Consider the following 15,430-nt stretch of genomic DNA (forward strand, 5'->3'; position numbering starts at 1 on the left):
GCTGCGTATCAGGCCCGGCGACGCGGCAGGATGACGCTGAAGCGGGCTCCGCCCAACGGACTGCGCCCGACGCTCACCTCGCCGTGCTGCCAGTGCAGCGCGCGCCGCACCAATGCCAGGCCAAGGCCGACGCTGCCGCCGTGGCCGTCCTCGCCGCCGGCGCCGTCGTGCACGCCCAGGCGCACGAACGGCTCAAAGATGCGTTCGTAGTCCTCGGGGGCGATGCCGGGGCCGTCATCATGCACTTCCAGCAGCACATGCGCCGGACCGTGGTCGCGCGCCGCCAGCCGCACCTGGGCGTGCGCGTGGCGGGCGGCGTTGTCCAGCAGGTTGCGCAGCACGAGGTGTAACAGCGCCCGGTCGCCCCATAGCTCGTCTGCGGTTCCCTCGACGTCCAGCGCGACTGCGCAGCGACCGTCCTCCAGCGCAGACAGCTCGCCCTCCAGCCAGGCACGCAGGGCGATGCGTTCGTTGCCGACGACGGCCGGCGCATCTGCCAGCCGGGCGAAGGTCAGGCTTGCGCGCACCAACGCCTCCAGCTCGCCGACATCGCGCAGCAACCGCTCCTGCAGGCGTGCGCGGGTAGTCTCGTCGGCGCCGCGCTCGAGCAGCGCCAGCGCGAAACGCATGCGCGCCAGCGGCGTGCGCAGTTCGTGCGAAACCGCCTGCGACACCTCCTTGTGTCGATCGGCCATCGCGCCGATCTGGCGGGCATGCTCCTGCAGCGCCACCATCAGCGGCGACCATTCCGCCCCAACGGCCGGCAACACCGCCGCCGGTGCGCGCACCAACTGGCCGAGCAGGTCGACCAGCGACGTCATGGACCGTGCGCGGCGCCGCCGACGCTGCCACGCGGCCAGCGACAGTACCAGCAGCGGCGCAAAGCAGGCGGCGCCGGCCAGCCAGAACACCGGCTGGCCCGACACGTCGCCCAGCGAGGCGCTGCCCCACATCGGCCCCATCTGGATCAAAGTCTGTTTGTCGAGCGCGAAGTAGGCGATTTCCTCGGTGCTGCCTTGCACCACTTGGCCGTGCCCCAGCATGACGTCCGCCTCGGGTGCCAGCTCGACATCCTCACGCGCGACAAGCGACAGCGGAAACTGGAAGTGCCGCTGCAACGTCCGCAGCCCGGCGGCCCGCTCGGACGGCGGCAGTGTGCGCAAATGCTCGGCCACCAGATAACCAGGGCCGCTGAGCAGGCGTCGGAAGCTGTACTCGCTGACCTGGATCGCGCCCAGGGCCGACAGCCACAGCAGCCACATGGTCAACGCCGCCCAGCCGGCGCACAGCGCCACCAGCAGCGGGCGGCCAAGCTTAAACAGCGGCGGCATCGTCGGCGACGGCCAGCAGATAGCCCTGCGCCGTGATGGTATGGATGGTGACAGGGCATTGCATCGTCTGCATTTTCTTGCGCAGGCGCGAGACGCGCATGTCGATGGAGCGGTTTAGTCCGTCGTATTCGAGGCCGCGCAGGTTTTGCAGCAGCACTTCGCGCCCAAGCGGCACGCCGGCGTGCCGCACGAAAATCGACAGCAGTTCGAATTCGGCGGTGGAGAAGGGCAGTGGTATGCCGTCCAAGGTGGCGCGCTGGGTCGTCAGATCGATGGCCAGCGGGCCGCACGCCAGCAGCCCGCGCTGCGATTGCGATGCCTGCGGGAGACGCCGCAGCATCGCGCGCAGCCGGGCCAGCAGCACTTGCGGATCGACCGGCTTGACCACGAAGTCGTCGGCGCCGGCGGCAAAGCCGGTCAATTGATCGGCGGATTCATCGAGCGCGGTCAGCATCAGGATCAGGCCGGCATAGTCGGCGCGGATTTGCCGGCACACGGCATAACCGTCCATGCCAGGCAGCATGACGTCCAGCACGATCAGCGCTGGTTGCAGCGCACGGACCAGCGCGGCGACGCCATCGCCACGGTGGGCCACCGTCAGGTGGTAGCCTTCCGCGCGCAGGAACTCGGCGGTCAGCGCGGCCAGGGCCAGGTCGTCTTCGATCAGTAGTAGGCTTTCCGGCATGCGGCGTCGCGGTCGATAAAAATTCTACTATACAACACCGTGACGGCCGCCCTCATTCAATCCGGTCCGCTGGATTGAACGTAAGGGCCGATGATCACGCCCACAAAGCCCTTGGCTTTTTGCGTGGACAGGAATGTGACATCGACGTCTTGCTTGAGCGCCTTGAGTTCGCCTCCGCTGCGGTAGCTGTAGGAGGAACGGCCGCCGCGCATCTCCATGACCAGCTCGACACGCTTGTCGGTGGCAGGTGCGGATTCCAGCAAGGTTTCCTTCCCATCCTCTATTTTGTACAGCGCAATCATTCGGCGTCCTGCGGTTTGCGTCACGCCCATGAACAGATAGTTCGCATCGTTTTGGATGGCGAGCAGGCCGGCGCGGTCGCCATCGCGCTGTGGCGCGTAATCGACCACGGTCGACACGGTCGCGTCGTGGTGTTGCTGGCGCCGGCCGATAAACCCCGGCACGCCGTCAAGCTTGCCCAGCGGCTGGCCGGATTGCAGCACCAGCGCGCCCTTGTCGATCTTGTACAGCTGGCCGCGTGGCGCGCGCAGCCCGGTCCAGGCCTTGGACAGCGGTTTGTCGAATTCGTCGACGTAGGCGAAGTCGCCGTTCATCGGAAGCTCGGGCGCCGGTTGGGCCGGCAACCTGGGCTTGGCCAAAGTGTACGGCACTGGTTTGCCTTGTTCGAGGATCGTCGGCCAGCCGTCTTTCCACGTGACCGGCAGCAGGAAGGTCTCGCGGCCGATATTGTAGAAATTGCCGGGGTAGGGGCGGGTCGCCAGGAACACCGCCCACCAGTCGCCCTGCTGCGTCTGAACCAGCTTGGCGTGGCCGGTGGTCGTGACGGGATTCAGGCGTTTGGGGTCCAGATCGCGCTGGGTCAGGATCGGATTGGCGGGACCGGGAACATACGGGCCCATGACGTCCTTCGAACGCAGGATCACCTCGGAGTGATTGTCCCCGGTGCCGCCTTCCGCGCACATCAAATAATAGTAGCCGTCCTTTTTCAGCAGATGCGGGCCTTCGATCCAGATTGGATTTTTGGCCGGCACCACGCCGCCGTCAACCAGCACCTTCGGCGTGCCGATGCGCTGGAAGGTCGTCGGGTCCAGTTCCGTGATCCAGATGGCGCGGTGACCGTCGTAGCGCGGCGTGCCGACCGGGGCGTCGTTGTGGACGACGTAGGCCTTGTCGCCATCCCAAAGTATCGATGGATCGATACCGTTCAAGCCTTTGATGGTGACCGGTTTGGACCACGGGCCGGACGGATGTTCGGCCGTGATGATGAAGTTGCCCATGCCGCCGGGGCAGCTGGAACAGGTGGTGATGATGTAATAGCGCCCGTTGTGGAACGAGATGTCCGGCGCGTAAATACCCTGCGAACCGCGCACGCCGGTAAAGTCCACCTGTTCGGGGCGGTCAAGCGCGTTGCCGATCTGCGTCCACGTGACCATATCGCGCGAATGCATGACCGGCAGGCCGGGGAAATTGGTGAAGGACGAATTGACGATGTAATAGTCGTCGTCAACACGAAGGATCGACGGGTCGGGAAAATAGCCCGACAGGATGGGATTGAGGAATTCGCCGGCGCGCGGCTTGGCCTGCTCCTGCGTTTTACCCGCGTAGCTGAAACGCTCGAAGCGCGCGCTCGCGGCGGTGTCGGCGGCGTGCGCCTGCACCGCGCACAGTGCCGCGACAAGTAAGATCTTTTGATTCATCGATCAACCCTAAAAGTGCGGCACCGGCTGCGTTAGAACTTCATACGCAGACCAACGGCGAAGGTACGGCCCGGATCATACTCGGACATCGTGGCGTTCGGGAACTGGAAGTAACCGCGACGTTTGGCCTTGTTCAGGTTGACGATGTCGAAGGTGATCATCGGCAGTCCCTCGCGGTCGAACACCTGATCGAGCTCGATGCTCGACGAGAAGTCCCACTGCTTATAGGTGTCGCTGAACAGCGCCGCCTGGGTGATGCCGCTCTGGTTTGCCGTCGCTACCTGGCTGCCCTGCGAGTAGGTGTGCATGAAGCGCGCCATGTAGCCGTGGTTCTCGTAGTAGACGCCGAAGTTGTTGGTCTTCTTCGGCACGCCCAGTGCGATGAAACCGTTCGAGCCTTCGCCGCTGGCCTTCTGGTTGATCAGCGTCAGCGTTTCGTTGAAGCCGAAGCCTTTGATCGGCAGCAGCTTGTCGAGCGGCTGTACCCAGCCCACTTCCAGGCCGCGGATGCGCAGGATGCCCTCGGCGTTGCGCGGACGGGTCATCACGACGGTGGCCACATCCGGGCCGCCGCGCGAATCGATCGCCAGCTGCTGGGTCGGAATCAGGGTGCCGTAGTTGATGCCGTACTGCGCCAGCGCGGAGAAGGGCAGCGTCACGTTCTCGTCGATGGTGAAGCCGTTGACGCGCTTCTGGAAGCCGGTCACGGATACATAACCTTCGCGGCCGGTGTACCAGTCGATGCCCAGGTCGATGTTATCCGACAGGTAGGGCTTCAGGTTCGGATTGCCCTGGGTGCCGGTATCCGCCGAGACGCCGGAGAAATTGACGCCCGGACGCAGCGAGTTTGGATTCACGCGCGTCATGCTGCGCGACAGGGCGGCGCGGACGACGACGTCCTTCATCACATCGACCGCCAAGGTGCCGGACGGCAGCGTGTTGCTGTACTCCGAATCCTGATATACCCACGAATCGATGTTTGGATATTTGCTGCCGTTGAGCGGCAAGCTGGCGTTGCGCGGATCGCTGAACGAATTGCGCGAACCGACCTGCTGTTGGGTGCGGACGTAACGCACGCCGACGTTCCAGCGGGTGTTGAAGCCGGCCGGCGACAACTCACCGCTCGCCTCGACATAGACGGCCTTCGACTTCTCGCGGATGTAGCCGGCGCTGGCGCCGGTCGACGACGCGCCGGTGTCGGGCGCGGTGCTGTTGTAGAAGTCGTACTGGGAATCCTTGCGGAAGCGATCCCAATCCAGTGCCAGGTTGCCGTACGGGCCGGGCGTCAGATAGCTTGGCAGCGCGGCGTTGGTGATCAGCGAACCCTGATAGTTGAGGGGAGCGGTCTGGCCGGCCGTGTAGCCGGTGCCGTAGCCTGGATACAGGCCGGCGGCGCTGGCGCCCGGCGTGCTGGCGCCGTTGCATGGCGGCGCGCCGTTGGGGCCTTGCAGGAACACGGTCGGATTGTTGCCGCAGACGGCAGCCTGCCATGCGGCGGAATTGTCCTGGCCGCGAATGGTGCGGTCGACATCATCCCAGGCGAAGCCGCCCTTGATCAGCAGTTTTTTGTCGCCCCATGCCAGGTTGGTGTGGAAGCCCTTGGTCTCGGTCTCGCGCAACTCGTTCTGGACGTTGACGCGGCCGCCGATCCACTGGTAATTGGCCGGGTTGTTCAGGTCCATGTTCGACACGATGGACGGCACGCCGCCATTGTTCGAGTAGGTGATCGTGTTGCCGCTGTTCGGCGCGGTGATCGGCATGATCGTCGGCGCTTCGTGGGTGAAGCGGCTGCGGTTCCAGTTACCGGCGACATCGAGCGACAGCGTCGGTGTGATCTTCCACTCCATGCCCGGATTGATGCCCAGCAGGTCCACCTTGTCGCGGCGCGGACCGAACTCGATGAAATTAAGCGCGTTGGCGTAGGTGCCGGAGGTGACCGTGCAACCGTTCGCGCAATCGGTCTTATCGACCTGCATATTCAGCGGAATGGCGCCGTTGTTACGCACGGCCCACGTGTAGCCGTTGCGCTGCATATCGTCGTCCTTCTTGCTGTACATGGTGTCCAGGTAGAAGTGCAGGTCTTGCGTCGGACGGTATTCGGCCGCCAGCACGCCGGAGATCTTGTCCTTGGTGCCGTAGTACTCCATGGTGCGGCCGAGACGCGGAATGATTGCGTTGTCAATCTGGCCGATGCTGAGGCCCGGGTTGTTCGCCAGCAGGAATGCCTCGTTGATCGGCGTGCCCGCCACCAGGCCGTTGCCGGCGCCTGCCGGCACGGTAGCCGGGATGGTCCAGTTGCCGCCGCCGGTGTTGTTGCGGGTCGGCGAGCTGCTTTGCGAAGCGGTCAGGTTGGGATTGGTCCAGCCGACGGTCTCGAAGCCGGTGGTGCGGGCCTGCTGGCGCGAGAACGAGATGCCGCCCAACAGACCGAACTTGCCGTCCCAGGTGTTGCTGCCGATGATATTGCCGCGCATGCCGGCCTTGTCGGCGATCTGCTGCTTGGTGCCGGTCAGGCCCATGGAGAGCTGCTTGCCTTCCTTGTCGAACGGGCGCGCGCTGCGCAGATTGACGACGCCGGCGGCGCCGCCTTCGATCTGGCCGGCGGTCGGGCTCTTGCTGACGGTCAGCTTGGTGAACAGGTCGGTCGGCAGCAGGTCGAGGTCGACTTCGCGGTTAGTGTTAGCGCCATCAATCGGACCGGACGAGGCCACGGCGATCGGCGAATTATTCAGCAAAATCTTGGTGAACGACGAGCCCAGGCCACGGATCTGGATGGTCATGCCCTCGCCGGTGACGTCGCGGGAGACGCCGACGCCTGGAACACGGCTGAGCGACTCGGCCAGGTTCTTGTCGGGGAATTTACCGAAATCCTCGGCGTTGATCGAATCCTGGAAGCCCACGGCCTCCTTCTTGTCGCGTGCGGAAGACAGCAAGCTGTTCCGGTAGCCGGTGACCTGGACGCTGGTGATCGGCGCCTCGGCGGTGGTGGCCGGGGCCGGATCGGCGGCCGGTGCGGGGGCGGTTTGCTGGGCGTAAGCCTGGGCGATCATGCTGGCCATGACGGTCAGCCCAAGCGCCGCGCGACGGCTGGCGGTCGTTCGTTGATTCATTGCTGGTCTCCTGTTTTTTATCGGTACTAACGTGCTTTTCCTGTTTTTTTTCAGCACGACAACGGCAAGTCTAGGAGGCGGACAGAGCAAAGTCAACAACTTCAAACAAAATTTGATAAGCGCAACCATTTTGAGCAACACGAGCGTTGGCGGGCTAGGCGTCTTTATCGCCCACCAGAGGAGTGGAGTGTGAAGGGCTGGGTGATAAGCGTAACCATTCATCGCCATAACCTCCGGGGTCAAGTCTGTCTTTCGGACAGGAGCTGGACACTGGAGGTGCTTGACGGCTCAGCCTGTGTCCGAATGACAGACTTGACCCCGATTGTTGTTCAGCCTGTGTCCGAATGACAGACTTGACCCCGATTGTTTAGACTTGATCCCGATTGTTTTGATTGGCAAGAAATATCGTTCGTCGCATCGGCGGATTTGATAATTGTGTTTTCTCACTTTCTGAATCACAATCTTCGGCTCCGAGCCAGCCGTCTATTTCAGGAGAGACACGATGCGATTACTTCCGCCGCCTGCCTTGTTGGCGGTATTGCTGGCCTGCGCGCCCTCCGTTGGCCTCGCCGAACCAAAACAGCGCCTGATTGTCCTCAGCGATATCGAGGCCGATCCCGATGACAGCCAATCGCTCGTGCGCTTGCTTCTGTACGCGAACCAGATCGATATCGAAGGCATCGTCGCCACGACCTCCACGCATCAGAAATCGCGTATCGCCCCGGCGTCCGTGCATGCGATCATCGATGCCTATGGACAAGTACAACCCAATCTGTCGAAGCACGAACCGGGTTTTCCGAAAGCGCAGGCGCTGAAAGCCGTGGTGCGCTCCGGCTCGCAGCTCTACGGCATGCAAGGTGTGGGCGAGGGCAAGGACTCGCCGGGGTCGGACGCCATCATCAAGTCCCTGGAGAAAAACGACACGCGGCCGCTATGGGTTTCGGTCTGGGGCGGCGCCAATACGCTGGCGCAAGCGCTGTATCGGATTGGCCACGACCGGACGCCGGAGCAGGCGGCGCGCCTGGTGAACAAATTGCGCGTCTACACGATCTCCGATCAGGACGATTCAGGCATCTGGATACGCGCCACGTTTCCCGAGCTGTTTTACATCGTCAGCCCCGGCGGGTATGGCAACGGAACCTGGACTGGCATGCACTCGACCGAGCAGGGTTTCGACAGCACGGAAATCAGCAACAACTGGATCGCCGCGCATATCCAGCAAGGCCATGGACCGCTGGGCGCGGTGTATCCGGATGTATCTTTTGGCGTTGAGGGCGATACGCCAGCCTTCCTGTCACTGATACCGAACGGCCTGAACGCGCCGGACCATCCGGACTGGGGCGGCTGGGGAGGGCGCTACGAGTTGTACACGCCGGCGCTGGAGCGCACCGACCCGCGAGGCTTCACCGGCAACGTACCAGTAGTGCAAGAGCCGCGTGCCATCTGGACCAACGCCGTCGATAGTTACAGGCCGATGATCCAGCAGGATTATGGCTGCAGCGTGAAACCCCACGACAAGGCGTCGACCGGATATCGGACCACGATCTGGCGCTGGCGCAAAGACTTCCAGAACGATTTCGCGGCGCGAATGGATTGGACGACCAAGCCCTACAACGGGGCGAATCATCCGCCAGTGGTGAAGTTATACCCCGGCGGCAGCGTCACCATCAAGTCCGGCGAAACCTTCATGATGAGCGCGGCCGGCAGCTCGGACCCCGATGGAGACAGCTTGAGCTACCTGTGGCTCCAGTATCCTGAAGCTGGCAGCTACAAGGAGCCGATCAAGCTGGGGTATGCGGAAAATCACCATACCGTTACCGGGCAGGCGCCAATGGTGACCAAGCAGGAGAGCGCCCACTTCATCGTCAAGGTGACCGACAAGGGAAGCCCGGCGCTGACGCGCTACGGACGTGTGATCGTCACGATCATGCCGCCGGTTCCCTGAGCCACCATCAAGTCCGATGCTGGACGCTGCACGCGAGCGGGCTCAGGTCGTGGCGCGGGGGCGCTGGCGGTGAAAGACCAGCGGGCTGTACGGGATGTTGGACGGCGGAGCCGATTTGAGGATGTTCGGCTTCATGGCGCCAACCACGTGCATCTCGCAAGGTTTGCAGTCGAACCGCAAGGTGTAGGTATGGTCGCCACTGACCAGCGTCATCGGCTCGGCACGGACCTGGCCCTGCACGCCTTGCACGCCCTTGGCCTGCTTGGGGCACAGGTTGAACGAGAAGCGCAGGCAGTGCTTGGTGATCATCAGCGGCACTTCGCCGGGTTCCTCGTGCGATTCGTAGGCTGCGGCGACCAGCTTCACGCCGTGCTTGTGATAGAACGCGCGCGCCTTCTCGTTGTACACGTTGGCGAGGTAACTGAGCTGGGTATCGGGATAGATCGCCGGCGGTTCGGCACGGGGCTTGCGCGTCGGACGATCCCACGCGGCCAGGCGCGCGGCCTCATGCGCCTCGATCGCGTCGCGGCGCAGGGCATTGATGGCGGACGACGGCACGAACCAAGGCTTCGACAGGTTCAGATGCACGCTCGCGGCCGAGAACATCGTGGCGCCCAGCTTGCCCAGACTGGACCGCAGCGAGGCGTCCGCCTGCTCGGCTTGCTGTGCGGGCTGGTATCCGATCGTCGCATCGGTCACGCTGACGATGCCGTCCTCGTCACGCAAGGTCAGGCGCAGTCCCTGCTCGTTCCCACTCGCGCACTCGCTCAAGGTCAGGTGTAGATCGACTTTGCGCTCGGAGGACTTCTTGGTCAGCGTTCCTTCCCAATGGTGGTCGCGATTGCGCATGATGGCGGCGCCGACCTTGAAGCCGGGCAGGGTGGTGAGCAATTCGTTCGGGAACACGCGCCACTGTTCGCCATCCGCCGACTCGCCCAGTTTTTTGACCGTATTGGCCTGGATACCGAACGATTCGCGCTTGTACATGTAATTGAGGCCGTCACCGTTGGCCATGGGAGCATTGGTGGTGATGTCGAAATGATCGGTGGCGATGCGCGTGACCGTTCCCAGCTCCACGCCGACGTATTTCGGGCTGTCGAAGGCGCCGATGTCTCCTTCCTCGCGGCCATGGGCGAAGTAATCCGTATGGCCCCGGTGGAAGGTCTTGTCCACGTCTGGCGTGAACAGGATATCGGTGCGGCCGCTGGCCGCGCGCGTGAACTCGGTGCGGCGCTCCAGAATCTCGTCGAGCAGCAGGTGGTAGTGGGCCGTGATGTTCTTCACGTAGCCCATGTCCTTGTAGCGGCCCTCGATTTTGAACGAGCGGATGCCGGCGTCGATCAGCGCTTCCAGATTGCGGCTTTGGTCGTTGTCCTTCATCGACAGCAGGTGTTTTTCGTACGCCACGACGCGGCCTTTGGTGTCGCTCAGCGTGTACGGCAGGCGGCAGGCCTGCGAGCAGTCGCCGCGATTGGCGCTGCGGCCGGTGTCCGCGTGCGAGATGTAGCATTGGCCGGAATAGGCCACGCACAGCGCGCCGTGGATGAAGTATTCCAGCGGGGTGTCGACCTCTGCGCGGATCTTGCGAATTTGTTCGATGGTCAACTCGCGCGCCAGCACCAGCTGCGAGAAGCCGACATCGCCGAGGAACCTGGCCTTTTCCATCGTGCGGATGTCGCACTGCGTGCTGGCGTGCAGCTGAATCGGCGGCAAATCCATCTCCAGCAGGCCCATGTCCTGCACGATCAGCGCGTCCACGCCGGCTTCGTACAACTGCCAGATCTGCGCGCGGGCGGCGTCCAGTTCGGCATCGTGCAAGATGGTGTTGAGGGTGACGAAGATGCGCGACCGGTAGCGGTGCGCAAACTCCACCAGCCTGGAAATTTCCTCGATCGAGTTGCTGGCATTGTGGCGGGCACCGAAGGCCGGGCCGCCGATGTAGACGGCGTCGGCGCCATGCAGAATGGCTTCGCGGCCGATCTCAGCGGTTTTGGCGGGCGACAGCAATTCGAGCTGGTGGGCTAGCAAAGTCATGGCGTGATCCGGTGCGATGAAAACAGCGATTATAGCGGGATCATAGTATTCATCAACCGACTTCCTTGAGGACAGTCCCTCGTGAGCTGACCGGCCAAACGACGCGCCAGCTAACGAAGAGGGCGCTTAAAGCGAAAATATCGCCTGTAATCTGTTGGTAATGATCGCGTCATGTTCCTGTCAAGTTGCGTCTTGCATACTCGTCACATCGAGCAAGAAGCCGATTGTTTCCTATCCACTTACGAACAGGACGATATTATGAAACTGAGCATTCTCACGACTGCCGCCGCGCTGTTGGTGTCGAGCGCAAGCTTTGCACAGACGAAACCCATCCAAAAAGCCAGCATCGAGTCCAACAATGTGGTGCTGGTACATGGCTTGTATGCGGACGCGTCCAGCTGGTCGGAGGTGATTCCGCTCCTTCAGAAAGCCGGGCTGCACGTGACTGCGGTACAGAATCCGCTGACCTCATTGGCTGACGACGCTGAAGCAACCCGCCGCGTTCTCGCCCTGCAAGACGGGCCGACGGTGCTGGTCGCCCACTCGTACGGCGGCATGGTGATCAGCCAGGCCGGAATCGACCCGAAGGTTTCCGCACTGGTGTACGTGGCCGCACGCGGCCCGGATGCTGGTGAGGATTACGGCGCGCTGGCCGGCCGCTATCCAGCTGCGCCCGCTAGTGCTGATTGATTAAATCCGCAGATGGGTACGCGCAGCTGAGCGAGGCTGCGTTCTTGAAAGATTTCGCGGGTGATGTCGACCCGGCAAGGGCAAAAATCCTTTACGCTGTCCAGGGTCAGGCGTCCCAGTCGATATTCTCGGCGCGCACCACCCAAGCGGCCTGGCGCGTTAAACCGAGCTGGTATGCGGTATCCAGTCAGGACCGTACGATCAATCCATCCCTCCAGCGCTTCATGGCTAACCGCATGAACGCACAGACCATCGAGGTGGCTGGCAGTCACCTTGCGCTAATTTCGCATCCGCAGGAAATCGCTGAGCTTATCCTGAAGGCTGCGGGAAAGTGATAGCGCCGACGGTGTCGGACATTTCTGGACGAGCTCGGCGCTGGTACAGCTGGTGCGGAGCATGACCAGCGATCCGGATTTGCAGAAGCTGCTGTTCAAGCAGATCTTCGACCTGCAACGTACGATCCAGTTGATGGAGCAGCAGATCGCGCAGATAGAGGCCGCCGAGCAGCAAAAGGCAGCCGTCCGCGAGCGCGAGAAACACCAACCGGCGGACGACGAAAAGGCGCACTAATAAACACGACGCTGGACCAGGAAAAAAGACGCTATCGAAAGCGTTTTTTTATTCAGGCTGGCGCTGATCGGTTGCGCTCAGCAGTCGCGAGGGCGGCGGAAGACACGGGATTACACGGGATCTTCGACGGCAGTCGTCATCGATCCTAAATGATACGCCCGGCCACATAATTCATTTGACATAATATAAATTATGCGAAATTGAGGAGGTGGTTACGGGCTAACGTTTCGGCAGTATTTACAAGGTTTAAACGGATGTTTGTACCTCGTACACTGGGACCGGCAGCAAGCTAACAAATCCAGTACCTCACGCTTTGATACGCCTGCTAACAACAGGCGTTTTTTTTCGGCTGCAACCAAACGATACCGCTTGCGATTCCTGGCACTGTCCCATGCACGGCTGTTCCTCAAGTACCAATAATGATTCCGAATCCGCCGGTACACCGCCCGTAATTCTTCCTCCCCAATAACTTCAAACGGAAACAGTTCTAATTGCATGGCGACAATATAGCCGCTAGAGCAACCCTGAGCAAACGTGCGAGCTATCCCTTTCGCGAGAAACAGCTAGTCGAGTGCGCCCCCACATCCAACCCAGCAGGAACCTCAATCTTATCGGCCTCCAGCCGTTCATATCGCAGCCCGGCATACCGTTCAGCAGCATCCTCCGGGGTCATCCGAAACGACTCTTTTTCGGCGTTTTGCTACCCGCTGGCGTGTATCTAAAAAAATAAAGCTTATGTGCTGTACTGGTCATAACAGCCTCTTATGCTGTATAAAAATACAGTATGAAGTACCTCGACAGCACTGTCAAAAGGAGCATACAACCCGACAACTAAAACAAGAGGCTGCCAGCGCAACCTTACAACGGAACAATGATTGTTCTCATCAAAGTCTTGATGTGCCGTTCGAACGCAGTGAATTCTGTCTGAATATGTTGATAGTGCGTCATCAGACCGAGCTGGTACTCTCGCTTCACAGAAAGCAACGTTTGTTTCGCTTCTGCCATTTGCGGTAGTAGTTCCCGTGCCAGAGTCACCGACTCGGCGCTGGTCATTTTCTGATAGGCGTCGAACTGAACTTGCATTTTATCGACTTCAAGAGTCGCGTCTCGAACGGGCTTGGAGGTACTCAACATCCCAACAACAAAATTGTGATGCGCAGTGTAAAACTGAAAAATGCGAGCCTCAAGCTCTGGAAAATACAATCCTCCGGTAACGAGAACTTTATTAATCGGACTGGTATCAACGTCGATCTCTTCTATGTCCACGATCGCCATCTTCCCGGCCCAATCGCGCACTTCATACACCCCAAGCAGCAGCCCCTCCAGCTTATCTCTACGTAAGGTTTTGAACTCGCGAGAAGTCCAGTCGTGATGATTTAAGGCGAGCTGTATCTCAGTTGTCGCGGACGTAGATTTGCGCAACTGCTCAAGCACGTTATCAAAATTGCGCTGTATCGCTTGGAATTTACCAGCATCAGTAGCGTAACCCCGTAGCCAGCTTCCCAAAAACGCAGCCAGTCCAATTAGTGCCAGCCAGAGTAAATAAAACCAAAGATTTTGATGCACCTGTTCTTGAGCGATCTTCTGAGCAAGCTCGGCAATCATTGCTGGCGTCATGTTTCCTCCGAGCTAAATTATCGAGCATAACCACCGAACAATGTTGTGTCCAGCGGAAATGGACCCATTATTAGAAAGGACACTCGACCGGCGACGGAACTCCGGGCGCTGTAGCGAGATACACGACGCCTAACGCATTGTTACACCACGTTATCAGCCCTTCCATAGTGTGCCCCTCGACAGCCCTGAATGCGGCGTGGACGGCATCAAGCATGCTGGTGCAGTTCGGCAAACGCCAGTACACCACCTCAGGCACCACGATTCCCCTGGACCTAAAATAGCGCTTCTGGTCAAGCTCGCGACAGTCCATTTGCTTGCCGCAGTATTTGGCGATGTACGCCGCAAGCCGGTGCGCACCCTTGACACCGAAACCAAACGAGTTAGGGTCGCGTACGTTGACCTGACCCATCTGCTGACCGTCAGGACCAAGGCCAAGCACGCTTTGCCAGATCGAGCGCAACAAGGCGTACATCTGGCGCCCACGGACGGCCACGTGGAAGTGCAAAGCGCCCCGCTCTTGCTCCTCAATCACGGCAACGTAGTGAAACTGTTTGTGCTTGCCCATCTTGCGGCAAAAGGCCTTCCAATGCTTAAGCGCGGTTTCGCGGTCGACCATGTTTTCGCGGTACGTAAGTGTCACCATGCGATCAGCAGAAATAGCCTTGCAGCACTCCGACACTTTTTGCTTAGCGCGACGACCGGCGATTTCTTCGCTGGCCTCCCGATTCTCAGACTCACCGCGCTTAGCCTTCACGCGAGTCTGTGCAGGGCCTACAAAGAAGCGATCCTTCGTAACGGTAACAACACACTGGCCGTCGTCAAAAACGCGCTTACGGGCCGTATACGTGTCCTGCCACGTTCCCTTGACGCCATCGTCGGTCCAGTAATCTGGACGCTTCGAATCTGGATCACGCTCAATTGGAGCGAATTCAATTGACGACAAAGCATTTTCATAATCTAATTCGGTCATTGGTATTTCCTGTAACGGCAGGTTTATCAACGGCCCCGGACAGTTCTAGCTGTTACGGGGCTTTTTATTTGGTGCTTCGAAAATCCTTACTTTCCCTATGGCAAACACGTGCTTTAGGTGTCTGTGTTCTTAAGTGTTCCTAATACAAGTTTAGGCGGCGCTAGCGCGCCGCCCCGCCCGCTGCGCGCACGTGGCGTCACGCTAGCTGACCGCCCTGTGTCGGCCTCAATACCGCCTACAGGACGCTGAAACAGAAAACCTGTCTTCAGGGTGGTGCCGGTGGCCGACGTGCGCCAGCGAGGCGCTAAACAAGCCAGCGGACTACCCGCTAAAACTTTGGAGACTTGTCGCTCCTCGCTCCGACACCAACAGGCCCCAGATGGAATTACTTCAAGATCAAACACCGACGCCAGCAAGCCCCCAAAGATTTTGCCTACGGCCGCTTGTGCAATCACCGCAAACCTGATCACTTCAGCGTTTCCTCAACAACGTACCGCGCAAAATACGGTCGACCACATCGCCCTTGGTCACATCCTTAAACCTCACAAACGCATCGAGGGCGGCGATCACATCGAGTTTCACCTCCACGGTGAGCATGCCCTTCCCTTCCGTAGCCAACCGATCACGACGCAACTTTTGCCGGTCGGCGGCGGACATAGCTTTACCGGTAGGCGGACGGCCCACCGGGCGCTTAAAACCATCAAGCAGATCACCGGTAGCCTTGTCCTCAGCCTGCTTCATACAGCCTCCAATTAACGTG

General features: G+C 60.6%; 12 protein-coding genes. 4 read left to right on the forward strand and 8 right to left on the reverse strand.

All coding sequences use genetic code 11. From position 1 onward, the window contains the following. Positions 1–8: 8 nt before the first annotated feature. The 4 genes from ACZ0BA_RS08305 to ACZ0BA_RS08320 are packed head-to-tail and all read right to left on the reverse strand — an operon-like array spanning position 9 to position 6,844. A complete protein-coding gene (locus ACZ0BA_RS08305; protein WP_463450816.1) occupies positions 9–1,331 on the reverse strand; it encodes an ATP-binding protein in 1,323 nt (440 codons plus the stop codon). Then, positions 1,315–2,016, reverse strand: a complete 702-nt coding sequence (locus ACZ0BA_RS08310; RefSeq protein WP_463450817.1) for a response regulator transcription factor — start codon at positions 2,014–2,016, stop codon at positions 1,315–1,317. The genes ACZ0BA_RS08305 and ACZ0BA_RS08310 overlap by 17 nt, the downstream gene beginning before the upstream one ends. A 56-nt stretch (positions 2,017–2,072) precedes the next feature. Then, on the reverse strand, positions 2,073–3,734 hold the full coding sequence (locus ACZ0BA_RS08315; protein WP_463450818.1) for a glycoside hydrolase family 43 protein: 1,662 nt from the start codon (positions 3,732–3,734) through the stop codon (positions 2,073–2,075). Positions 3,735–3,766: 32 nt separating this feature from the next. Continuing rightward, positions 3,767–6,844 (reverse strand): TonB-dependent receptor, encoded by a 3,078-nt coding sequence (locus ACZ0BA_RS08320; protein ID WP_463450819.1) that lies wholly within the window; start codon positions 6,842–6,844, stop codon positions 3,767–3,769. A 502-nt stretch (positions 6,845–7,346) separates the two neighbouring features. On the opposite strand from ACZ0BA_RS08320, the gene ACZ0BA_RS08325 reads away from it, so the two are divergent. Next, a complete protein-coding gene (locus ACZ0BA_RS08325) occupies positions 7,347–8,789 on the forward strand; it encodes a DUF1593 domain-containing protein (protein ID WP_463450820.1) in 1,443 nt (480 codons plus the stop codon). 42 nt (positions 8,790–8,831) lie between these two features. On the opposite strand, the gene ACZ0BA_RS08330 is transcribed toward ACZ0BA_RS08325, so the two are convergent. Further along, on the reverse strand, positions 8,832–10,823 hold the full coding sequence (locus ACZ0BA_RS08330; RefSeq protein WP_463450821.1) for a peptidase U32 family protein: 1,992 nt from the start codon (positions 10,821–10,823) through the stop codon (positions 8,832–8,834). A gap of 258 nt (positions 10,824–11,081) precedes the next feature. On the opposite strand from ACZ0BA_RS08330, the gene ACZ0BA_RS08335 reads away from it, so the two are divergent. The 3 genes from ACZ0BA_RS08335 to ACZ0BA_RS08345 all read left to right on the forward strand — a co-directional run bounded on the left by ACZ0BA_RS08335 (position 11,082) and on the right by ACZ0BA_RS08345 (position 12,083). After that, on the forward strand, positions 11,082–11,513 hold the full coding sequence (locus tag ACZ0BA_RS08335) for an alpha/beta fold hydrolase (RefSeq protein WP_463450822.1): 432 nt from the start codon (positions 11,082–11,084) through the stop codon (positions 11,511–11,513). A 44-nt stretch (positions 11,514–11,557) separates the two neighbouring features. Then, positions 11,558–11,848, forward strand: coding sequence for an alpha/beta hydrolase (locus ACZ0BA_RS08340; RefSeq protein ID WP_463450823.1), 291 nt, complete (start codon positions 11,558–11,560; stop codon positions 11,846–11,848). 61 nt (positions 11,849–11,909) lie between these two features. Beyond that, positions 11,910–12,083 (forward strand): hypothetical protein, encoded by a 174-nt coding sequence (locus tag ACZ0BA_RS08345; protein ID WP_463450824.1) that lies wholly within the window; start codon positions 11,910–11,912, stop codon positions 12,081–12,083. An 858-nt stretch (positions 12,084–12,941) separates the two neighbouring features. On the opposite strand, the gene ACZ0BA_RS08350 is transcribed toward ACZ0BA_RS08345, so the two are convergent. The 3 genes from ACZ0BA_RS08350 to ACZ0BA_RS08360 all read right to left on the reverse strand — a co-directional run bounded on the left by ACZ0BA_RS08350 (position 12,942) and on the right by ACZ0BA_RS08360 (position 15,411). Continuing rightward, entirely contained in the window at positions 12,942–13,700 is a 759-nt protein-coding gene (locus ACZ0BA_RS08350) for a hypothetical protein (RefSeq protein ID WP_463450825.1), read from the reverse strand. Between the two features lie 70 nt (positions 13,701–13,770). Continuing rightward, positions 13,771–14,670: a rolling circle replication-associated protein gene (locus ACZ0BA_RS08355; protein WP_463450826.1), complete on the reverse strand. Its 900-nt coding sequence runs from the start codon at positions 14,668–14,670 to the stop codon at positions 13,771–13,773. A 471-nt stretch (positions 14,671–15,141) separates the two neighbouring features. Next, on the reverse strand, positions 15,142–15,411 hold the full coding sequence (locus ACZ0BA_RS08360; protein WP_463450827.1) for a hypothetical protein: 270 nt from the start codon (positions 15,409–15,411) through the stop codon (positions 15,142–15,144). Between the last annotated feature and the right edge of the window lie 19 nt (positions 15,412–15,430).

The sequence above is a fragment of the Duganella sp. AC917 genome (assembly GCF_979258245.1).